This window comes from Patulibacter minatonensis DSM 18081, from assembly GCF_000519325.1.
In the GTDB taxonomy this organism is placed as follows: Bacteria; Actinomycetota; Thermoleophilia; order Solirubrobacterales; family Solirubrobacteraceae; genus Patulibacter; species Patulibacter minatonensis.
Genome location: NZ_KI912613.1, coordinates 4,810,086 through 4,831,341, shown reverse-complemented (window position 1 = coordinate 4,831,341; position 21,256 = coordinate 4,810,086). Strand labels below are relative to the sequence as shown.

18 protein-coding genes are annotated in these 21,256 nt (G+C 74.9%); 12 read left to right on the top strand and 6 right to left on the bottom strand.

What is annotated here, in order from left to right; all coding sequences use genetic code 11:
- The first annotated feature begins 170 nt into the window (after positions 1 to 170).
- The 8 genes from PATMI_RS0122725 (at position 171) to PATMI_RS0122690 (ending at position 7,863) form a co-directional block, all read left to right on the top strand.
- The gene (locus PATMI_RS0122725) at positions 171 to 1,364 is read left to right on the top strand and encodes a M20 metallopeptidase family protein (protein ID WP_026912564.1); all 1,194 of its coding nucleotides are present in this window, start codon (positions 171 to 173) and stop codon (positions 1,362 to 1,364) included.
- A gap of 45 nt (positions 1,365 to 1,409) precedes the next feature.
- Positions 1,410 to 2,462: an anthranilate phosphoribosyltransferase gene (trpD, locus tag PATMI_RS0122720; protein WP_036726294.1), complete on the top strand. Its 1,053-nt coding sequence runs from the start codon at positions 1,410 to 1,412 to the stop codon at positions 2,460 to 2,462.
- On the top strand, positions 2,459 to 3,247 hold the full coding sequence (gene trpC / locus PATMI_RS0122715; protein ID WP_026912562.1) for an indole-3-glycerol phosphate synthase TrpC: 789 nt from the start codon (positions 2,459 to 2,461) through the stop codon (positions 3,245 to 3,247). Before trpD ends, trpC begins: the two co-directional genes overlap by 4 nt.
- 216 nt (positions 3,248 to 3,463) lie before the next feature.
- Complete coding sequence (locus tag PATMI_RS32610) at positions 3,464 to 4,255, top strand: phosphoribosylanthranilate isomerase (protein ID WP_051472179.1); 792 nt, start codon at positions 3,464 to 3,466, stop codon at positions 4,253 to 4,255.
- A complete protein-coding gene (gene trpB, locus PATMI_RS32605) occupies positions 4,252 to 5,562 on the top strand; it encodes a tryptophan synthase subunit beta (protein ID WP_084270183.1) in 1,311 nt (436 codons plus the stop codon). The genes PATMI_RS32610 and trpB overlap by 4 nt, the downstream gene beginning before the upstream one ends.
- On the top strand, positions 5,559 to 6,407 hold the full coding sequence (trpA, locus tag PATMI_RS0122700) for a tryptophan synthase subunit alpha (protein WP_051472178.1): 849 nt from the start codon (positions 5,559 to 5,561) through the stop codon (positions 6,405 to 6,407). Before trpB ends, trpA begins: the two co-directional genes overlap by 4 nt.
- Positions 6,408 to 6,458: 51 nt before the next feature.
- Positions 6,459 to 6,641: a hypothetical protein gene (locus PATMI_RS0122695; protein ID WP_026912560.1), complete on the top strand. Its 183-nt coding sequence runs from the start codon at positions 6,459 to 6,461 to the stop codon at positions 6,639 to 6,641.
- Between the two features lie 4 nt (positions 6,642 to 6,645).
- The gene (locus PATMI_RS0122690; protein ID WP_026912559.1) at positions 6,646 to 7,863 is read left to right on the top strand and encodes a hypothetical protein; all 1,218 of its coding nucleotides are present in this window, start codon (positions 6,646 to 6,648) and stop codon (positions 7,861 to 7,863) included.
- 325 nt (positions 7,864 to 8,188) lie between these two features.
- Here PATMI_RS0122690 and PATMI_RS0122685 read toward each other — a convergent pair whose 3' ends face one another.
- Positions 8,189 to 9,115, bottom strand: a complete 927-nt coding sequence (locus PATMI_RS0122685; RefSeq protein ID WP_026912558.1) for a TIGR01777 family oxidoreductase — start codon at positions 9,113 to 9,115, stop codon at positions 8,189 to 8,191.
- Between the two features lie 297 nt (positions 9,116 to 9,412).
- Positions 9,413 to 10,825 (bottom strand): NAD-dependent malic enzyme, encoded by a 1,413-nt coding sequence (locus tag PATMI_RS0122680; protein WP_026912557.1) that lies wholly within the window; start codon positions 10,823 to 10,825, stop codon positions 9,413 to 9,415.
- 249 nt (positions 10,826 to 11,074) lie between these two features.
- On the opposite strand from PATMI_RS0122680, the gene polA reads away from it, so the two are divergent.
- Positions 11,075 to 13,870 (top strand): DNA polymerase I, encoded by a 2,796-nt coding sequence (gene polA, locus PATMI_RS0122675; RefSeq protein WP_026912556.1) that lies wholly within the window; start codon positions 11,075 to 11,077, stop codon positions 13,868 to 13,870.
- Between the two features lies 1 nt (position 13,871).
- On the opposite strand, the gene PATMI_RS32600 is transcribed toward polA, so the two are convergent.
- Positions 13,872 to 14,615 (bottom strand): AbrB family transcriptional regulator, encoded by a 744-nt coding sequence (locus PATMI_RS32600; RefSeq protein ID WP_051472176.1) that lies wholly within the window; start codon positions 14,613 to 14,615, stop codon positions 13,872 to 13,874.
- A complete protein-coding gene (locus tag PATMI_RS38035) occupies positions 14,612 to 14,944 on the bottom strand; it encodes an AbrB family transcriptional regulator (protein WP_051472175.1) in 333 nt (110 codons plus the stop codon). Before PATMI_RS38035 ends, PATMI_RS32600 begins: the two co-directional genes overlap by 4 nt.
- 85 nt (positions 14,945 to 15,029) lie before the next feature.
- On the opposite strand from PATMI_RS38035, the gene PATMI_RS32595 reads away from it, so the two are divergent.
- Both PATMI_RS32595 and PATMI_RS0122660 read left to right on the top strand, forming a co-directional pair.
- Positions 15,030 to 15,851, top strand: a complete 822-nt coding sequence (locus PATMI_RS32595) for a siderophore-interacting protein (protein WP_051472174.1) — start codon at positions 15,030 to 15,032, stop codon at positions 15,849 to 15,851.
- Positions 15,848 to 16,342, top strand: a complete 495-nt coding sequence (locus PATMI_RS0122660; RefSeq protein ID WP_026912555.1) for an SIP domain-containing protein — start codon at positions 15,848 to 15,850, stop codon at positions 16,340 to 16,342. Before PATMI_RS32595 ends, PATMI_RS0122660 begins: the two co-directional genes overlap by 4 nt.
- Positions 16,343 to 16,463: 121 nt before the next feature.
- On the opposite strand, the gene PATMI_RS32590 is transcribed toward PATMI_RS0122660, so the two are convergent.
- A complete protein-coding gene (locus PATMI_RS32590) occupies positions 16,464 to 18,245 on the bottom strand; it encodes an ABC transporter ATP-binding protein (protein ID WP_036726292.1) in 1,782 nt (593 codons plus the stop codon).
- The gene (locus PATMI_RS0122650; protein ID WP_026912554.1) at positions 18,242 to 19,984 is read right to left on the bottom strand and encodes an ABC transporter transmembrane domain-containing protein; all 1,743 of its coding nucleotides are present in this window, start codon (positions 19,982 to 19,984) and stop codon (positions 18,242 to 18,244) included. Before PATMI_RS0122650 ends, PATMI_RS32590 begins: the two co-directional genes overlap by 4 nt.
- Positions 19,985 to 20,177: 193 nt before the next feature.
- Here PATMI_RS0122650 and PATMI_RS32585 point away from each other — a divergent pair, with 193 nt between their 5' ends.
- On the top strand, positions 20,178 to 21,239 hold the full coding sequence (locus tag PATMI_RS32585) for an iron-siderophore ABC transporter substrate-binding protein (RefSeq protein WP_084270179.1): 1,062 nt from the start codon (positions 20,178 to 20,180) through the stop codon (positions 21,237 to 21,239).
- Positions 21,240 to 21,256 lie beyond the last annotated feature (17 nt).

Sequence of the window (21,256 nt, the reverse complement as noted above, 5' to 3'; positions counted from 1 at the left end):
GCCCCGAAGCGGCCGCCCTGGCCCGGCCGCCGCGACGCGGCCGTCCTGACCCGTTCGCGCTGGCCCGGCCGCCGTGGCCCGGCCGCCGCGACGCGGCCGCCGTCACCCGGCCGCTCTGGCCCAGCCGCCCCGATCCGGCCACCCGACCCCCGACCTGGCACGATCGCCCCATGGCCACGACCGCGGACGCCCTGCAGGACGACCTCGTCGCGCTGCGGCGGCGCCTGCACCGGATCCCCGAGGTCGGCCTGCACCTGCCGCGCACCCAGGCGGCGATCCTCGAGGCGCTCGACGGGCTGCCGCTCGAGATCCATCGCGGGAGCGGACTCACGTCGGTCGTCGCGGTGCTCCGGGGGACCGCCCCCGACGCGGACGACGGTCCGGTCGTGCTCCTGCGCGCCGACATGGACGCGTTGCCCCTGAGCGAACGCACGGGCCTCGACTTCGCCGCCGACGGCGACGCGATGCACGCCTGCGGGCACGACCTCCATTCGAGCGTCCTCGTCGGCGCGACCCGGCTGCTCTGCGACCGCCGGGACGAGCTCGCCGGGACCGTCGTCCTGATGTTCCAGCCGGGCGAGGAGGGCCACGACGGCGCGCGCCACATGCTCGCCGAGGGGCTCGTCGACGTCGCCGGCCGCCGTCCAGCGGCCGCCTACGCGCTGCACGTGGAGTCCAAGCGCGACCGCGGGACCATCGCGACCCGCCCTGGCCCGCTCTTCGCGGCCTCCGCCGTCCTCACCGTCGACGTCCACGGGGGCGGGGGCCATGCCGCGATGCCGCACCTGGCGCGCAACCCGATCCCGGCCGCCGCGGCCCTGGTCGCCGCGTTCCCGGGCTGGGTCGACCGCACGTTCGGCGCGTTCGACCCGGTCGTCGCGACGGTCACGGGCCTCACGGCCGGTGGTGCGGAGAACGTCATCCCCGACGTCGCGACCGTCCGCGCCGCCGTCCGCAGCTTCTCCCCGGAGGCCGCGGCGACCCTGGCGGCGGACCTCCCCGCGTTCTGCGCCGACGTCGCCGCCCCGCACGGCTGCACCGCCGAGGTCGGCTGGGACGTCCGCTACCCGGTGCTCGACAACGACGCGGGGGAGACCGCCTTCGCCCTGGACGTCGCCCGGGGCCTGGCGGGCCCGGACCGCGTCGAGGAGCTCGCCGCCCCGCTGGCCGCCTCGGAGGACTTCGCCCGCGTCCTCCAGGAGCTCCCCGGCTGCTACCTCCTCCTCGGCGCCCGGCCCCCGGAGCTCGCCCCCGAGGACGCCGCGCACCACCACGCGCCCGAGGTCGTCTTCGACGACGCGGTCCTGTCCGACGGGGCGGCGCTGCTGGCCGCGCTCGCCGCGGAGCGGATCGCGCGGGGCTGACCGCCCGCTCAGGCGCGCCACGATCCACTAACCTCCGCTGACCCTATGCCGCACCCGGTGCTCACGCCCGCGATCGAACGGGTCGCGTCCGGAGAGGATCTCGAGCTCGAGGAGGCCCAACGGGTCCTCGGGGAGATCATGGCCGGCAACGCCTCGCACGTCGAGATCGCCGGCTTCCTGATCGCGCTCCGCACGAAGGGCGAGACCGCCGACGAGATCGCCGGCCTCGCGGCCGCCATGCGGGCCCGCGCGGTGCAGGTCTCGAGCTCTCGCGACGACCTCGTCGACATCGTCGGCACCGGCGGCGGGGCGCTGACGTTCAACGTCTCGACGACCGCGGCGTTCGTGATCGCCGGCGCGGGCTGCGCGGTCGCCAAGCACGGCAACCGCTCGGCGACGTCGAAGTCCGGCGCCGCCGACCTCCTCGAGGCCCTCGGCGCGTCGATCGAGCTGGAGCCCGAGCAGGTCGGCGCGATGATCGACGAGCTCGGCTTCGGCTTCCTCTTCGCCCCGCGCCATCACGGCGCCACGCGGTTCGTGATCCCGGTCCGCAAGGAGCTCGCCGTCCGCACGGTCTTCAACGTGCTCGGCCCGCTCACGAGCCCCGCGCAGGCCCGCCGCCAGGTGATCGGCGTCGGCTACCCCGGGATGATCGAGCGGATGGCCGACGCGGTCCACCGTCTCGGCACCGACCGCTCGCTGCTCGTGCGGTCCGAGGACGGCCTTGACGAGATCTCGATCGCCGCCCCGACCACCGTCTTCGAGGTCACGCCCGACGGCGTCCGCTCGTTCACCGTGACGCCCGAGGAGCTCGGCGTGCGGGTCCACGCGCTCGACGAGGTCGTCGGCGCCAGCCCCGCCGAGAACGCCGAGGTCACCCGCCGCGTGCTGAGCGGCGACACGCCGGACGGCACGTCCGCGGCGCTCGAGCTCGTCGTCGCGAACGCGGGCGCGGGCATCCTGGTCGGCGGCGGCGCCGACACCCTGGCCGACGGAGTGGAGCGTGCCCGCGAGGCGATCGCCTCCGGCGCGGCCCACTCCGTGATGGAGCACTACGTGAAGCGCACCACCGAACTGGTCGAGGGGTCCCCGGCATGACCATCATCGACGACATCGTCGAGCGGACGAAGGAGGAGGTGAAGCGCCGCCGCAAGGAGACGCCCGAGAAGGAGCTCCGCAAGCGCCTCGAGGGCCGTGAGGAGGGCCGGCCCTTCGCCGAGGCCCTCGCCTCGCAGCCGGGCGTCTCGGTGATCGCCGAGCACAAGCGCCGCGCCCCGTCGGCGTCGGAGCCGCTCCGCGAGGGCGGCGACCTGGCCGAGATCGTCTCCGCCTACGAGCGCGCCGGCGCGACCGCCCTGTCGGTCCTGACCGACGGCCCGTTCTTCGGCGGCGCCCTCGAGGACCTCACGGCCGCGCGCACGGCCAGCCGGCTGCCGATCCTGCGCAAGGACTTCATCGTCCACCCGTACCAGGTGGTCGAGACCGCGGTCTCCGGCGCCGACGCGATCCTCCTGATCGTCGCCGCGCTGAAGGACGACAAGCTCGCGAAGCTCTACCGCGAGGCCCACGAGCTGGACCTCGACGTCCTGGTCGAGGTCCACGACGAGGAGGAGCTCGAGCGCGCGCTCGAGGTCGTCGACGCCGACCTGATCGGCATCAACAACCGGAACCTCAAGGACCTGACGGTCGATCTCGACACCACGTTCGAGCTCCTCAGCCAGATCCCGGCCGGCAAGGTCGTCGTCTCCGAGTCCGGCATCTCGCACCACGACCAGCTCGAGGAGCTCGAGCGCGTCGGCGTCGACGCGGTCCTCGTCGGCTCGCACCTGATGCGCCAACCCGACGTCGAGGTCGGCGTGCGGGAGTTGCTCGGTACGGATTGAGGGCGGCGCCAGGCGTCCGTCGACGCATCGCATCTCGCGCCGCCCGGAGCTCGGCAGTGCGGGTGCACAGCTCTCGCACCGGGCGCCACGACCTGCTCGGTCCACGAACACCTGGCATCCACCCTCGGCGTGTTCCGGGCACGAACCTTCGGCGGTCGGCCGGGCGGCTCACGGGCGCGCAGGGCGGCCGCGACGGTGGCCGCCTACGATGGAGGGGTGCAGGACGATCAGCAGGATCCCTCCGCGTCGCCGGTGACGGCCCGCGCGCGCCCCGTCCGCCCGCAACGCCCGGTCGTCCGCGACACGGTGGAGTCGGCCGCCCCGGCGCCCGGCCCGAAGGCCGTCGTGCGGACCCGGATCAAGGTCTGCGGCATCACGAGCCTCGAGGACGCCGAGCAGGCGGTCGACGCGGGCGCGTGGGCGATCGGGCTGATCCTGTGGCGCAAGAGCAAGCGGCGCTGCCGGATCGAGGAGGCCCAGCGGATCGGGGCGGCCGTCAAGCGCCGCGCCGAGGTCGCAGGGGTGTTCGTCAACGCGACGCTCGACGAGATCGACCTCGCCGTCGACCAGTGCTCGCTGACGATCGTGCAGCTCCACGGCGACGAGGGCCCGTCGTTCTGCGCCGAGGTCGCCCGCCGCACCGGGGCGAAGGTCATCAAGGCCGCGCGCGTCCGGACGGGCGCCGACGTCGTCGCGCTGCGCCCGTTCCACACGGACTTCCACCTGCTCGACACGCACGTCGAGGGCATGCAGGGCGGCACCGGCGAGACGTTCGACTGGTCGCTGGCCCGCACCCGCCGCGCCGCGCCGGGCGAGAAGCAGCCGCCGCTGATCCTCTCCGGCGGCCTGCGGCCCGACAACGTCGCCGAGGCCGTGCGCACCGTCCGGCCGTACGCGGTCGACGTCGCCAGCGGCACCGAGAGCGCACCCGGCAGGAAGGACCCGGAGCTCGTCACCGCGTTCGTCCGCGAGGTCCGCGACGCCTTCGAGACGACGGAGCAGGCATGAGCACCACGCACGGACCCGAGACCGGCAGCGAGCGGCGCTTCGGCCCCTACGGCGGCCGCTACGTCCCCGAGTCGCTGCTGCCCGCCCTCGACGAGCTCGAGGCCGTCTGGTCGCAGCTGCGCGACGACGCGGCGTTCCAGGGCGAGTTCCGCGGTCTGCTGCGCGACTACGTCGGCCGGCCGTCGCCGCTGTACCTCGCCCGCCGCCTCAGCGAGCGCGCCGGCCGCGAGGTCTGGCTCAAGCGCGAGGACCTCAACCACACCGGCGCGCACAAGATCAACAACGCGCTCGGGCAGTGCCTGATCGCCAAGCGCATGGGCAAGCCGCGTGTGATCGCCGAGACCGGCGCGGGCCAGCACGGCGTCGCGACCGCCACCGCCGCCGCGCTGCTCGACCTCGAGTGCGTCATCTACATGGGCGTCGAGGACATCCGTCGCCAGATGCCCAACGTGCAGCGGATGAGGCTGCTCGGCACGACGGTCCAGCCCGTCGAGTCCGGCGCCCGCACGCTGAAGGAGGCCGTCTCGCAGGCCTTCCGCGACTGGGTCGCCAGCGTCGGCGACACGCACTACGTCATGGGCACGGCCGCCGGCGCGGCGCCGTTCCCCGCGATCGTGCGCGACCTGCAGCGGATCATCGGCGACGAGGCCCGCGAGCAGATCCTCGAGCAGGCCGGCCGGCTGCCCGACCGCGTCGTCGCGTGCGTCGGCGGGGGCTCCAACGCGATCGGCATCTTCACCGCGTTCCTGGACGACCCGGGCGTCGCGCTCGTCGGCGTCGAGGCCGGCGGCCACGGCATCGCCTCGGGCTCGCACGGCGCGGTGCTCGCCTCCGGTGTCGACGCCGGGGTCCTCCACGGCTCCTACGGCCCCGTGATGCAGGACGCGCAGGGCCAGATCCTCGAGGCCCACTCGGTCTCCGCCGGCCTCGACTACCCCGGTGTCGGCCCGCAGCACGCGTGGCTCCGCGACAGCGGCCGCGCGACCTACGTCCCGGTCGAGGACGACGACGCCGTCCGCGCCTTCCGCGACGTCGCGCGCCTGGAGGGCATCATCCCCGCGCTGGAGTCCAGCCACGCGCTGCACCACGTCCTGAACGTCCCGGCGCCGGAGGTCGAGGTCGACCTCGTCTGCCTGTCGGGCCGCGGCGACAAGGACCTGGCCGAGGCCCTCCAGAAGCTCGAGGAGATCGACGGCGCCGACGCGCTGAAGCTCGACGGCGAGCGCACGATCGCCCCCGCGCTGGGGCACGATCCGGCCGCCGACGAGGACGGCGCCGGCCCGCAGGGCGGGGAGGAGGTCCGATGAGCACCGATCAGACGACCACGGGCGCGCTGCGCGGCGGCGCGGGGGAGGAGCGGCTCGCCGCGGCCTTCGCGGAGCACGAGGGCGACGCCGCCCTGATGCCGTACATCATGGGCGGCTACCCGGACCTGACGACGTCGCGCGAGATCGCGAAGGCCTACGTCGCCGGCGGCGCGGACCTCGTCGAGCTCGGCGTCCCGTACAGCGACCCGCTCGCCGACGGACCCGTCGTCCACGCGGCCGGGACAGCGGCCCTGCAGGCGGGGGTCACGGTCGACGACGTCTTCGCGCTCGGCGAGCAGCTCGCCGCCGACGTCCCCGTCGTCCTCATGACCTACGCGAACATCGTGCTGCGCCCCGGCGTCGGGGCGTTCGCCGCCCGGCTGCGCGACTCGGGGCTCAGCGGCCTGATCGTCCCGGACCTCCCGATCGGCGAGGAGTCCGAGGGCGTCGTCGCCGCGCTGGACGCCGCCGGCCTCGCGTTCGTCCCGCTCGTCGCGCCGACCACGGCCGACGCGCGCGTCGCCGAGGTCCGGCAGGCCGCCCGCGGCTTCCTGTACGCCGTGTCGGTCACCGGCACGACCGGCGAGCGCGCCTCGCTGGGCGACCAGTTCGCGGAGGTCGTCACCCGCGCGAAGACCGCCGGCGCCGGTCCCGGTGGCGGGTCGGAGGTCCCGGTCGGGCTCGGCTTCGGGATCTCGAACGGCGAGAACGCCGCCCAGGCGGCGGCGGCAGGTGCGGACGGCGTGATCGTCGGCTCCCGCCTGGTCCGTGCCGCCGGCGACGAGGACCCGGTCGCGTCGGTGTCGTCCGTGCTCGCGGACCTCTCCCGCGGCCTGGGGCGCTGAGGGCCGACCGGGTCGCCGGTCGTCGGCCGATCCCGGTAGATTGGACGGCCCATGGGTCTCATCTACGCGGTCACGTCGGCCTTCCTGCTCCTCATCGTCCTCTGGGCGCTGGGCATGAAGCAGTTCGACGCCACCCTGATCTCCGTCGGCCTGATGGTCCTCGCCACGGCGATCTGGAAGGTCCTCTCGTACTTCCCGGGCCGCGGTTCCGATTCCTCGGGACCCGACGCCTGATCCGATGAGCCGCGCGGCTCGCCGCGCCGCTCTCGGCCTGGCGCTCGTCGCCTCCGGCGCCGGCGTGGCCGGTTGCGGGGACGACCCGACCGGCGAGAAGGCCGGCGCCACGAAGGTCGCCGCCTACCTCGGCGTCCCCCTCCGCGGGCCCTGGGGCGAGCGGGGCCTCGCGGTCACCGCCGGCGCCGAGCTGGCCCTCGCCGACTCCGGCGGCGGCGCCGGTGGCTTCAGCCTCCGCCTCTCGGAGCGCGACGTCACCGACGACGACGGCGTGACCGTCGGCGTCGCCGGCGCCGCCCGGGAGGCCGGGGTCATGCTGCGCGACTCCGGCACCGTCGGCGCGATCGCCGGCGTCTCCGCGATCTCGGTCCGCGAGTACGGGCTGCTCGCCGGGCAGACCGGCGTCGCGTTCGTCGCGGCCAGCGGTGACGACCAGACCGAGTCGGGCGTCGACCTGCAGCCGCGGGGCACCCGGTCCTCGGTCGACCTCTCCGCGACCGACGCCGCGGTCCGCGCCGGCGTGATCGCGCGCGTCCGCGCCGCCGACTGCCGACGCCCGGTCGTGGCGGACGCCCGGTCCCCCGTGACGGGCCGTGCGTACGACCTGACCGCCCTGCGTCCGGTGGCGAAGGCCGCCGCGGCGAGCTGGGACGACGCGAAGCTCCGCACCACCGTCTCGCTCGCCCTGCGCGACCGTCGCGCCGACTGCGTCGTCCTGACCGGCGACCCGTCGGGCGGCGATCCCGCGGACCTGCTGGAGAGCATCGGCTCGCGCATCGACGGCCACCGGCTCTTCCTGTCCCGCGGCGCCGCGTCGCCGGCCACCGCCGACCTCGTGCGCACCCGCGGGCTCACCGCCGAGGCCGTCGTCGACGACGGCGTCCCCGACGCCACCGCGGAGGGCCGGCGCATCGACGGCCTGTACCGGGCGCTCTACGACACGCCGGCTCCCGTCGGGGTGCTCGTCGGCTGGCGCAGCACGAAGCTCCTGCTCCGCGCGCTCGGGAACGCCGGCTCGAAGGGCAACCGCCGCGACGGCGTCCGCGCCGGGCTGCTCCGCGCCGCGATCCCGGGCCCGCCCGCCGAGGGCCGGCAGAACCCGGACGGCACTGTCACCACCCCCGCGCTGAGCGTCGCGAAGGCCGAGCCCTACGGCTGGCGCGCGGTCGAGGCGCTGGATCCGGCGGACCCGGCGAAGCCCGCCGTCTCGACGTCGCGTTGACGGGCGGGGTGCGGGCGAGGGCGCCCGCGCGGACGGAGGGCGCCCGATCGGCGGTCCCCGGCGACCGCGTCGCCGGAGGCGATGGTCCGTCGTTCGGTGGGGCGTGACGTACCGCACCCGACCACGGATGCCGCCGGAGGCGATGGTCCGTCGTTCGGTGGGGCGTGACGTACCGCACCCGACCACGGATGCCGCCGGAGGCCATGGTCCGTCGTTCGGTGGGGCGTGACGTACCGCACCCGACCACGGATGCCGCCGGAGGCCATGGTCCGTCGTTCGGTGGGGCGTGACGAACCGCACCCGACCACGCCGGCCGCGGCCCCGCCTACGACCCGAAGACGTCGTCCAGGGCCCCGACCAAGCCGGGGTGCAGGAAGCGGTAGCCGAGCTCGTCCGCACGGCCGGGCTTGGCCCGCGAGCTGTCGAGAACGAGCGCCGACATCTCACCGAGCACGGTCTTGAGTACGAAGCCGGGGGCGGGGAAGAGCGCCGGGCGGTGCAGGGCGGAGGCGACGGCCTTCGAGAACCGCTTGTTCGTCGCGTCCTCCGGCGCCGCGGCGTTGACGGCACCGCTGAACGTCGGGTGGTCGAGCGCGGCGAGGAGCAGCCCGACCTCGTCGTCGACGTGGATCCAGGGCACGTACTGCTTCCCGTTGCCCAGCCAGCCCCCGGCACCGAACCGGAACGGCCTCGCCATGACGGGCAGCGCGCCGCCGTCGTCCGCGAGCACGAGGCCGGTGCGGACGACCGCCACGCGCAGGCCGTGGGCCTCGGCCCCCCTCGCGGCGGCCTCCCAGCCGCTCGCCAGGTCGCCGAGGAAGTCGTCCGCCGGCGGGGCGTCCTCCGTCACCTCGGCGTCACCGGTGTCGCCGTAGTAGCCCGTGGCGGACCCGTTGACGAGCGTCGCCGGCCGGTCGGTCGTCGCGCCGATCGCGGCGACCAGCTGGTTCGTCGTCTCGACGCGCGACGCCTTGATCCGCGGCTTCGACGTCGCGGTCCAGCGCTGGAAGACGGGCTCGCCGGCGAGGTTGACGACGGCGTCGCGCCCCTCGAGCGCCGCGATCAACGCGGGGTCGGCCCCCGCGGCGGCACCGCGGCCCGGGGTCCACGCCACGGCCTCGACGTCGCCGAGCGCCTGCTTCGCCTTCTCCGCGTCGCGTGAGAGGACGGTGACCCGGTCGCCGCGCTCCTGAAGCCGTGCGACGAGGCGGGACCCGACGAGTCCGGTCGCTCCGGTGACGGTGACGTGCATCTGGCTGCTCCTCGGTCGGTGATCCTGTCGCCAGGAAGGCTACGGATCGGCGGCCCCGGTACCCGTTCCGGTGGACCTGCTGCGGGTTGGTGCGGTGGGGCGACAGGAATCCGCAGCGCCCGGGCCGCTCGTGTGGACCGCTGCGGATCGGTGCGGTGGGGCGGCAGGAATCCGCAGCGCCCGGGCCGCCCGTGTGGACCGCTGCGGATCGGTGCGGTGGGGCGGCAGGAATCCGCAGCGGCCGCGCGGCGCCGCCCCGCCCGCCGGGGCGCGTGGGCGAAGGCCCCGCCTCCGCCCTCAGGCCCCGGTCGCCGCCAGCGCCTCGGCGGCCACCGCGGCCGCGACGGCCGGCGCGACGTCCCGGTCGAAGACCGACGGGATGATGTTGTCCTCGCGCAGGTCCTCGGGCTTCACGAGATCGGCGATCGCGTGGGCCGCGGCGATCTTCATGCCCTCGGTGATGTGCTTCGCGCGGGCGTCGAGCGCGCCGCGGAAGATGCCCGGGAACGCCAGGACGTTGTTGATCTGGTTCGGGTAGTCCGAGCGGCCCGTGGCGATGATGCGCGCGTACGGGGCGGCCTCCTCGGGGGAGACCTCCGGATTCGGGTTCGCCATCGCGAAGACCATCGCGTCGTCGTTCATCGCGGCGAGCTTCTCGGCCGGGAAGATCCGCGCGCCGGACAGGCCGATGAAGAGGTCGCGGCCCGCGAGGTGGTCGCCGGGGTGCCCGGTCAGGTTCTCCGGGTTGCTCATCTCGGCGTACCAGCGCTTGACGCTGTTCATCGTGCCGTCGAGGTAGTCGGCGCGCGTCGTCGAGACCAAGCCCTTGGAGTCCGCGCCGATGATGTCGGTGACGCCCGCGGCGAGCAGGATCTTCGACACCGCGATGCCCGACGCGCCGAGGCCGGTCACGAGCACCTTGAGGTCCTCGATCCGGCGGTCGGTGATCTTGCACGCGTTGATCAGCGCGGCGAGCGCGACGATCGCGGTGCCGTGCTGGTCGTCGTGGAAGACCGGGATGTCGAGCTCGGCCTTCAGGCGCTCCTCGATCTCGAAGCAGCGGGGCGCCGAGATGTCCTCGAGGTTGATGCCGCCGAACGTCGGGGCGACCGCCTTGCAGATCGCGACGATCTCGTCGGTGTCCTTCGTGCGCAGGGCGAGCGGGAAGGCGTCGACGTCGGCGAACTCCTTGAAGAGCACGCACTTGCCCTCCATCACGGGCATCGAGGCCTCGGGGCCGATGTCGCCGAGCCCGAGGACCGCGGTGCCGTCGGTGATGACCGCGACGGTGTTCTTGCGGATCGTCAGGTCGTGCGAGAGCTCCGGATCCTCGGCGATCGCCGTGCAGACCCGGGCCACGCCCGGCGTGTACGCCATGGCGAGATCGTCGCGGGTCTTGAGCGGGTACTTCGCCGTCGTCTCGAGCTTGCCGCCCTCGTGCACCTGGAACGTGCGGTCCGTGATCGCGAGGACCCGGGCGCCGGCGCGCTCCGTGATCGCCGTCGAGATCGCCGCCCAGGTGTCCTGGCCGTCGGCGGACACCGTGATGTCGCGGACGAGGGTGTCGCCCGCGACCGATACGAGCGCGACGTCGCCGATGACGCCTCCGGCGTGCCCGATGGCCGATGCGACCTCGCCCAGGGCCCCGGGCTTGTGGTCGATCTCCACCCGGATCACGATCGAGTACTGCGCTGACGGCGTTCCGTTCACGGCGGCAACACTAGTACGCCCCAAGCACCGGGTTCGGTGCGACCTAGTATGCAAGTTCGCCCTGCACGACGACGGATCCGGGGGATCGTCCGGTGGTGCAGGAGATGCCCGCCGTCCGGCGTCCAGCGTCCCCGCCGGGTGGGTGGGAGCCGTCCGGGGGATGGACAGCGGTGCCGACGCGGACACGTCCGGTCCGCGGAGGCCGCTCCCGGGGCGGGTGCCCGTGGTCCCGCGGGTTATGGTCCCGGCGTGGCCCCCAAGACCCCCGACCTGCTCCTGATCGACGGCAACTCGCTGGCCTACCGGGCGTTCTTCGCGCTGCCGGAGTCGATCGCGACGTCGACGGGCGAGCCGACCAACGCGATCTTCGGGTTCGCGTCGATGCTCGTGAAGCTCTACCAGGACCTCGGGCCCGTCCCGACGGCCGTCGTCTGGGACGCCGGGATGTCCGGCCGCAAGGAGGTCTACCCCGAGTACAAGGCCCAGCGCGCGCGCAAGCCGGACCTCCTGCGCCAGCAGTGGCCGTTCCTCGCCGAGATCGCCGCGGGCTTCGGCTACGCCAACGTCTCCTCCGAGGGCTGGGAGGCGGACGACGTCATCGGCACGCTCTCGGTCCACGCACGCGAACGGAAGCTCCGCACCGTGATCGTCACCGGCGACCGCGACCAGTTCCAGCTGATCGACGAGGGCGACCTCGTCGGCGTGATGGCGACCGCCCGCGGCATCACCGAGGTCAAGGTCTACGACCACCAGGCCGTGATCGATCGCTACGGCCTGCCGCCCGCGTTGATCCCCGACTTCTACGGGCTGAAGGGCGACACCTCCGACAACATCCCGGGCGTCCCCGGCATCGGCGACAAGACCGCCGCGCAGCTGCTCCAGCAGTTCGGTGACCTCGAGACCGTCCTGAAGTCCGTCGACCAGATCTCCGGCGCCAAGCGCAAGGAGAACCTGACCAACCACGCCGAGAACGCGCGGATCTCCCGGGAGCTCGCGCGCATCAACTGCGACGTCCCGGTCGACTACGACCTCGACGCGCTCCTGGCCGCCAAGCCCGACGCCGCCGTCCTGCGCGAGTCGTTCATGCGGTTCGAGCTGCGGGACCCGTGGCGCCGGCTGGAGCCGCTGCTCGACTCCGACGGCCGGCCCGCCGTCGCGAAGGGCGCGAAGCCCGACGCCTCCACGGTCGACGCGCCGGTGCGCGAGGTCGCGCTGGCCGACCTCGCCGCCGCGCTCGCCGAGCACGACCCGGCGGACGGCGACCCCCTCGCCGTGGCCGTCGCGGTGGTCGAGCCCGTCGCCGCGGAGCAGGAGGAGTCGGGCCAGCTGTTCGACCCCGACGCGACGGCCGAGGCCCCCGCGGACGGCGAGGACGGGTCGCCGGACGACGCCTTCCCGCTGCGCTTCGCCGTCGCCCGCCTCGGCGACTCGCGCCCCGTCGAGTTCCTCGTCGGCGGCTGCGAGGAGCCCGCCGCCGTCCTGCGGGCGCTGCAGGACCGCCCGCTCGTCGTCCACGACGGCAAGGCGCTCGCCGAGGGCGGTGCGGCGCGGGCCGGGGCCGACGGCGGCACCACCGACCCGGCCGACGGGGACGTCGACGCGGCCGGCGGGTACCACGCTCCCCGCCTGGAGTTCGACACGCTCCTGGCGCAGTACGTGCTCGAGCCGCAGCGCCGCGGCTACCCGCTGGACGAGCTCGCGGACGAGGCCGGCGTCGCCGTCGCCGACGCCGTGAAGGACGTCGCGGCCGCCACCGCGGGGCGCGTGGCGCTGCTCGCGGTCCACCAGCGCAAGCTGCTGCACGACGCCGGGCTGACGGACCTCGTCCGCGACGTCGAGCTGCCGCTCGTCGACGTGCTGCGCGAGATCGAGCGCGAGGGCGTCCGGCTCTCCGTGCCGCGCCTGGACGAGGTCGGCACCGAGGTCCGCACCGAGATCACGGAGCTCCAGGTCAAGATCCACGAGCTCGCCGGCCGCGAGTTCACGATCGGGTCGCCGAAGCAGCTCGGCGAGGTCCTCTTCACCGAGCTCGGCCTGACGACGAAGCGCCGCGGCAAGACCGGCTTCTCGACCGACGCGCGGGTGCTCCAGCAGATCCGCGACGAGCACGAGATCATCCCGCTGATCGAGCGCTGGCGCGAGCTCTCGACGCTGACGAAGACGTACCTCGACGTCCTGCCGAAGCTCGCCGCGAAGGATCCGGAGAGCCGGATCCACACGACGTTCCAGCAGACCGTCGCCCAGACCGGGCGCCTCAGCTCGACCGACCCGAACCTGCAGAACGTGCCGGTCCGCACGGCGCTCGGCCGCCGCATCCGCGGGTGCTTCGAGGCCGCCGACGACCTCGTGCTCCTGTCGTGCGACTACTCGCAGGTCGAGCTCCGGATCCTCGCCTTCTACGCCGAGGAGGAGACGCTCCGCGACGCGTTCCGCGAGGACCGCGACGTCCACACCGCGACCGCGATACGGGTCTTCGGCGTGGAGGAGGACGAGCTCGACGCCGGCCTGCGGTCGAAGGCCAAGATGGTCAACTACGGCATCGCCTACGGCCTGACCGACTTCGGCCTGGCGGAGCGCCTGAACATCCCGCGGGGCGAGGCCGGAGAGGTCATCGACCGCTACTTCGCCGAGTTCACCGGGGTCAAGACGTTCATCGACTCCACGATCGAGCAGGCGAAGGAGGCCGGCGAGGTCCGCACGATGTTCGGCCGCCGTCGCCTGATCCCCGAGCTCCGCGCCCGCAACCCGCAGATGCGCTCCCTCGGCGAGCGGCTCGCGGTCAACACGATCATCCAGGGCACCGCCGCGGACATCATGAAGCTCGCGATGATCGGCGTCCGCCGCGCGCTGGACGAGTCGGGCCACCGCTCCCGCATGGTCCTGACGATCCACGACGAACTGCTCGTCGAGGGCCCGGCGTCGGAGATGGAGGGCCCCGACGGCGTCAAGGCCCTGGTCGAGCGCGAGATGATCGCCCCCTGGAAGCAGGACCCGCCGCTGCGGGTCGAGGGCGGCGTCGGGAAGACCTGGATCGACGCGAAGTAGGTCAGGTCGGCGCCGCCCGTTCCCGCCCCGCCAGCCAGCGCGCCAGGAGCGGGGCCGCCAGGAGCATCGCGAAGAGGCGGAGGACCTGGACGGAGAGGACGAACGTCGCGTCGACGTCGCTCGTCGAGGCCGCCGCGAGGACCGCGTACAGGCCGTCCGGCGTGGTCGCGAGGTAGGCGTCGAGCGCACCGACGTGGGCGAGCGGGACGAGCAGCAGCCCGAGGCCCGCGGTCACCAGGATCAGCGCGGCGACCATGGCCAGCGTCGCCGGGAGGATCCGCGCGGCGTGGCGCAGGCTCGCGACCGTGAACCGCAGGCCGACCGACAGGCCGATCGCGACGTAGGCGACCTGCAGGACCGCCGCCGGGACGGGCGCGACGATCTGCACCCCGCCGAGCGAGAGGCCCGCCGCGACGAGCAGCGGGCCGAGGAGCGAGCCGGCCGGCAGGCGCGTGACCCGGGCGAGCGCCGCACCCGCGCCGAGGCAGAGCGCCAGCATCGCCAGCCCCTCGAGCCACGTGCCGGACGGACCGCCGGCCCCCGCGGCCCGCCCGTCCCCGCCGCCGGCGAACCCCGCCACCAGCGGCGTCAGGACGACGATCACGAGCACCCGCAGGTACTGCATGACGGCCACGAGCCGCTCGTCGGCCCCGAGCTCGCGGCTGATCGCGACGATGCCCGACGCCCCGCCGGCCACCATCCCGAACGACGCGGTCGCGCGGTCGAGGCCGGTGAGGCGGCTCATCGCCAGGCGGCGGCGATCGTCGCCGCCAGGGTCGCGACGGTCACCCCGAGGATCGGCGCGGCGTTCCGCCCGATCTCGGACAGCGTCGAGCTCTGCACGAGGATCCCCAGCGACACGCCGAGGACGCCCTGGGCCGCCCGGGCCCCGAGCGGCGGCACGTCGAGCGACCACGTCGTCCGGAGCGCGAACGCGAGGCCCACGAGGAGCCCTGCGAACAGCGCGGGGGACGGCACGCCGACGGCCGCCGCGGCGAACCCGCCGGCCGCCGACGCCACCGCGACGGCGGTCCAGCGCCGGACCGCGGGGTCCGTGGGGGAGGGACGGGGCACCGCCGACGAGTGTGGCACCCGCCCGCCGCGGGTCGGGGGCCGGGGCCGGGGGCGTCGCACCGGACTGACTGTTAGGATGCCCTACATGACCGCATCGCTGTCCCCCGCAGCGCGCCGGGCGAAGGACCGACCGTCACCCCTGACCACCGGGCACGCGACGGTCGTCCGGACCGAGCGCCTCACGCCCGGCGTCCAGCGCATCGTCTTCTCCGGCCCCGACCTCGCCCGGCTCCCGGACGAGGAGCCCGGCGAGATCATCACGCTGATCTGGCCCGCCGACGGCGCCGACCGCCCGACGCTGCCCACCGACGGCTGGCGCTACGCGCCCGGCACCCCGGACCAGCACTGGCGGAACTACACGGTCCGCGACCACGTGGCCGACGGTCCCGACGGCCCGCTCCTGACCGTCGACTTCGTGCTCCACGGCGACCACGGGTTCTGCGCGCGCTGGGCGGCCGCCGCCCGACCGGGCGACGTCCTCGGGTTCGCCGGCCCGCGCATCCACTTCTACGCCGAGCCCGACGCTGACTGGACGCTGCTCGTCGGCGACGAGACCGGGCTCCCGTCGATCGCCGCCACGCTCGAGCGCCTCCCGTCCGGGCACCCGACGCTGGCGTTCGTCGAGGTCGCGGACGCGGCCGAGCTGCAGGAGCTCTCGACCGAGGCCGACCTCGTCATCGAGTGGGTGACCCGCGACGGCGAGCCCGCCGGTCGCTCGCGCCGGCTGGAGCAGGCCGTCCGCGCCGCGTCGCTGCCGACGGGCACGCCGAAGGTCTGGGTGGCCGGGGAGTCGCTCGCCGTCCGCGGCATCCGCGAGCACCTGAAGGGCGAGCGCGGCCTGCCGATCGGCCCGCAGCAGGCGATCGGCTACTGGAAGCACCGCGACACGCCCGACGACGTCGAGTGACGACCGCCGGCGCGCCCCCGCGCCGGACCGCCGACCGCACGGAGCCCGCGTCAGCCGGGAGCGCGTCCCCGTGCCCGTCGGCGGACCGGCGCGTCCACGTCTACGGGTTCGAGGACCCCACGTGGACCCTCGTCCTCGGGGACGACCTGAGCCTGTCCTCGATCGACGCGCTGCTCGACCGCCGGCGGGCGGTCGGCCCGACGGTCGTGTTCGTCGAGGTCGACGACGACCGCCGGCCCGCGGAGCGCTTCGCGAGCCCGGGCCTCGTGGTCGAGTGGGTCGCCCGCGGGTCCGGCGACCGGGGTGACGACCGCGCGCTCGAGGCGGCGGTCGCCGCCGCGGACCTGCCTGCCGGATCCCCGAGCGTCTGGGTCGCCGCCGCGTCGCTCGTGGACCGCGGCGTCTGCCGGAACCTGCGGACCGACCACGGCCTCCGGGTCGGCCCGCTCCGCGCCGTCCTCTACCGCGGGGACGACGACACCGCGGCGTGAGGCGCCTCGTGGCGGCGCCGTGGGCGGGCCGCGACGGTGCGCGGGCGCGTCGCTCCCGGGCCGTCTCGCACCCTCCGGGGTCCGAGCCGCTCCGGCGCCGTCCCGGGCCTGGACCCGGCGATCAGCCGGCCGGGGCGTCCCGCCCGGCCCCCGTCCACGCGAGCCACAGGTCGGCGTAGCGGCCGCCGGCGGCGACGAGCTCGTCGTGGTGGCCGTCCTCGACGATCTCGCCGCGGTCCATCACGAGCACGCGGTCGGCCGTGGCCGCCTGCGTCAGGCGGTGGGCGACGACGACGGACGTGCGGCCCCGGAGCGCGCGGAGCGCCGCGTCCTCCAGGATCCGGGCACCGGCGCTGCCGGCCTCGGCGGTCGCCTCGTCGAGCAGCACCACGGGGACGTCGCGCAGGACGATCCGCGCGAGCGCGAGGTGCTGGACTCGCGTGGCGCTGAGGCGCAGGCCGCCCTCGCCGACCCGCGTGCCGAGGCCGTCCGGGAGCTCCCGCACCCAGCCGTCGGCGCCGACGTGCCGCAGCGCGTCCCAGAGCTCGTCGTCGGGTGCCCCGGGGGCGACGAGGCGGAGGTCGTCGGCGAGCGTGCCCGCGAAGACGTGCGGCTCCTGCGCGACGAGCGCGACCGTGCGACGCAGCTCGCCGGGCCCGAGGTCGCCCAGCGCCGTGCCACCGATCCGGACGTCACCGGCGGACGGCTCGAGCACGCCGGCGACGATCTTCGCGAACGTCGTCTTGCCCGCACCCGTGGTGCCGATCAGGGCGACGTGCTCGCCCGCGGCGATCCGCACGTCGACGCCGTGGAGGACCGGTGATCCGCCGTAGTCGTGCCGCAGCGCCAGGACGTCGACGTCGACCGGTCCGTGATGCCGGTGCGCGTCCTCGGTCTCCGCGCCGTCCCGCGCGGTCTCCGGCAACGACGCCACGCCGACCATCCGCGCCAGCGCGGTCATCGCCTCCTGGAGGTCGTCGAAGACCATCAGGAGTTCGCCGACCGGGTCGAACGCGCGGTGGAAGTAGAGCGCGCCGGCGGTCGCGGCACCGACGGTCAGGGCGTCGGCGCGGACGAGCAGGAAGCCGACGACCAGGACCGACGCGAGGCCCACGAGCTCGGCGCCGTTGACGGCGTGCAGGAAGCCGCGCAGGCGCAGGACGCCCTCGAGCGCCACGTCGCGGCCGCGCTCGGAGCTCGCGCGGACCCGCGCCTCCCGGTCCTCGTGGAGGCCGAGCGCCCGGACCGTGCGGGCACCGGACACGCTGTCGACGAGCTGCTGGGTCCGCTCGCCCTGGACGACCCGCTCGCGGCGGTAGATCGGCACGACCGTCCGCAGGTACCAGCGCAGGCCGACGACCTGGATCGGGACGGCGGCCAGCGCGGCGACTGCGAGCCGCCAGTCGAGCAGCACGAGCCCGCCGACCGTCAGCGCGACGGTGAAGCCGGCCGTCGCCACGGCGGGCAGCACGGTACGGATCGCCTGCGAGACGACCGCGACGTCGCCGCTGACGCGGCTGAGGACGTCGCCCGCCCCGGCCCCGTCGAGCTCCTCGAGCGGCAGCTCGAGCGACCGGGCGACCACGCGCTCCCGGAGCTCCGCGAGCAGCGCCTCGCCCAGCCGCGCGAGCAGGAGCCCCCCGACGGCGGTGAGCAGTCCCTGGGTCACCGCGGCCGCGCCGAGCAGCACCGCGGGCGCCGTCAGCTCCGAGACCGTCCCGCGGTCGATCGTGACGTCGACGAGCCGGCCGAGCAGCGGCGGGACGAGGAGCCCTGCGGCGGCCGCGGCGACGAGCAGCCCGAGCGCCGCGACGGCCAGGCCGCGGCGGGGCCGGACGAGGCGGCCGATCGCCCGGCGGGTCTCGCGCGGCGAGGCGGTGGGCAGGAGCAGCCGGCCGCTCATCGCAGCACCGCCTCGCGGTAGGTCCCGTGGTCCGCCGCCAGGCGGTCGTGGACGTCGTCGGCGACGATCCGCCCGTCCACGACGAGGACGACGCGGTCGCACGCGGCCAGGAGCGACGGGCTGGTGGTCACGAGCACCGTCGTCCGTCCGCGGCGGACGCGGGAGATGCCGGTGGCGATGCGCTGCTCGGTCACGGCGTCGACGGCGGTCGTCGGGTCGTGGAGCACGAGCACCGGCGGGTCGGCGGCCAGCGCCCGCGCCAGGGCGACCCGCTGGCGCTGGCCGCCGGAGAGCCGGGACCCGCGTTCGCCGACGGCCGCTTCGAGCCCGGCCGGCAGCACCGCGAGGACCTCGTCGACGCCGCTGGCGGCCAGCACCTCCGCGGAGGGCGGCACCGCGTCGGCGGTGAGGTTCTCCCCGACGGTGCCGTCGAAGAGGTCGGCGTCGTGGTCGGAGACGAGGAGGAGCCGCCGGGCGTCGGCGACGGCGAGGCCGTCGAGCGGGACGTCCTCGACCCGGACGGACCCGCAGTCCGGTGCGCGTCGCCGGGCGAGGACGTCGAGCAGCCGCGCGGCCTCCGCGGCGTCCGGGACGACGACGCCGACGTGGTCGCCGGGGGCGACGTCGATCCAGAGGCCGGTCGTCGCGGGCGTGCCGTCGGGACGCAGTCCGACGCCTTCGATCCGGAGTGCCCCGGGACGGTCCTCCGGGAGCGGCGTCGTCCCGCCGCGCACCGCCGGGGGGATCTCGAGCAGCGCCGCGACGCGCCGGGCGGACCCGCGCGCCTGGGCGAGCAGGCCGAGCGCCCAGCCGATCCGCTGCAGCGGACCGAGCAGGAACTGCGTCAGGCCGACCGCGGCGATCAGGTCGCCGATCGAGATCGTGCCGTCGAGCGCGAGGCGGCCGCCCACGTAGGCGACGACGGTCAGGAACGCGCCGCCGATCACGACGTTCAGGCCGGCGAGCACGTTGTCCGGGACCGCCGCGGCCAGCGACGCCCTCCGGGCGGACTGGCTGGCGTCGCGATAGCGGCGCTCGGCGGCGGCCTCGGCGCCGAGGCCCTTCAGGACGCGGATCCCGGTCAGGAGGTCGGTCGCGACGGCCGAGGCGTCGGCGGCGCGCGCCTGCTGCTCCTCGCTGCGGGCCTCGAGCGGCACCGCGACGCGGTGGAGCAGCAGGACGACCGGCGGGGCGCCCAGCAGCACCAGCAGGCCCAGCGGCAGCGAGATGGTCAGCAGCACGATCGCCGACACCCCGATCGCCGCGACGGCCCCGAGCGCGACCACGACGCCCTCGATCCCGAGCGCCGCGGTCCGCGCGTCGGTGCCGGCCACGCTGACGAGCGCGCCGGTCGACCCGGCCACGTCGTCGGGCGCGCCGGCGGGGTCCAGGCCGACCGGGTCCAGTGCGCGCCGGGTCAGGCGCATCCGCATGCGGTGCTGGGTGTGCTCGATCGCCCGCTCACCCGCGGTCAGCTGGGTCCGGTACGCGAGCGTCAGGGCGACGAAGAGCAGCAGCAGGAGCCCGATCCAGAGGACCAGCGCGCCGGTGTCGCCGGGGGCGATCGCCCGGTCGACAGTGGCCCCGATCACGACCGGGACGAGGGCCTCGCAGGTCTGGTGCCCGACGGCCCCCGAGGCGGAGATCGCGATGCGGCGGCGCTCCTCCCGGACGGCGTCGCGGAGCGGTCGGAGCGGGCGCGGGGGAGGCGCGACGGCGGTGGCCTGGGGGGCGGGCACGACGAGTTAGGGTACTCATACGAAGCCCGTCGTCCGTCGCCCCGTCAGCGTCCGGGGGCGGACGCCGCCGGTGCCGCGTCGTGTGTACTCTCCGCCGAGTTAGGGCGTCCTTCGTAGGGCACCCTCTCCATCCCCCGAACCCTCCGGCGAGGCGGCCCCCACCGCCCGCTCCCACACGACCGAACGGATCGACATGCCCTCAGTCCTCGCACGGCCGCGCCCGGTGCTGCGGCTGGTCCCCACGCTGCTCGTCGCCGGGGCGCTCGCCCTCGGTGTCACCGCCTGCGGCAGCGACTCCGACGAGTCGGCGTCGGCGTCGACCTCCACCGCCGCGGGGTCGACGACCGCCGCCTTCCCGGTGACGATCAAGCACGCGCAGGGGAGCACGACGATCAAGAGCGAGCCCAAGCGCGTCGTCGCGCTGGGCTGGAGCGACCAGGACCCGCTGCTGGCGCTCGGCGTCAAGCCCGTCGGCTACACCGAGTGGTTCAACGAGGAGCCCGGCGGCGTGTTCCCGTGGGCCGAGAAGGCCGCCGCCGGAGGGACGCCCGCCGAGAAGGTCGCCACCACCGACCAGATCGACTACGAGAAGCTCGCCGCCGCCCGGCCGGACCTGATCCTCGCCCTCTACGACGAGATCGACGGCCCGACGTACGAGAAGCTGTCGAAGATCGCCCCGGTCGTCGCGAACGACCCGAAGTACGACGGCTTCGGCACGACGTGGCAGGACCTGACGATCACGACCGGCAAGGCCGTCGGCCGGGAGCCGCAGGCCCGGAAGCTCGTCTCCGACCTCGAGGGCCGCTTCACGAAGCTCCGCGCCGACCACCCCGAGTGGAGCAAGGAGACGCTCGTGATGATGGCCGACCTCGTCAATGGCAACTTCAGCGTCTTCTCCCCGCAGGACGCCAAGACGCGCTTCTTCGCCGGGCTCGGCTTCAAGACGACGCCGAAGTTCCTCGACGGCAAGTTCAAGACCGGCGAGAACACGACGATCATCAGCGCGGAGGACGTCAGCCTCCTGGACGTCGACCGCCTCGCGTGGACGTCGGACCCGGTGCTCGTCGGGAAGCTGAGGAAGAACCAGCTCTACAACACGCTGAACGTCGTCAAGGACGGCCGCGTGTCGTACCTCGACTACACGAAGGCGCCGTTCACCGGCGCGGCGGTGACGTTCAACACGGTGCTGAGCATCCCGTACGCGCTCGACCGCGTGCTCCCGCAGCTGATCGCTGCGAAGCAGCCGAGCCGCTAGCCCCTCCCGAGGTCCCC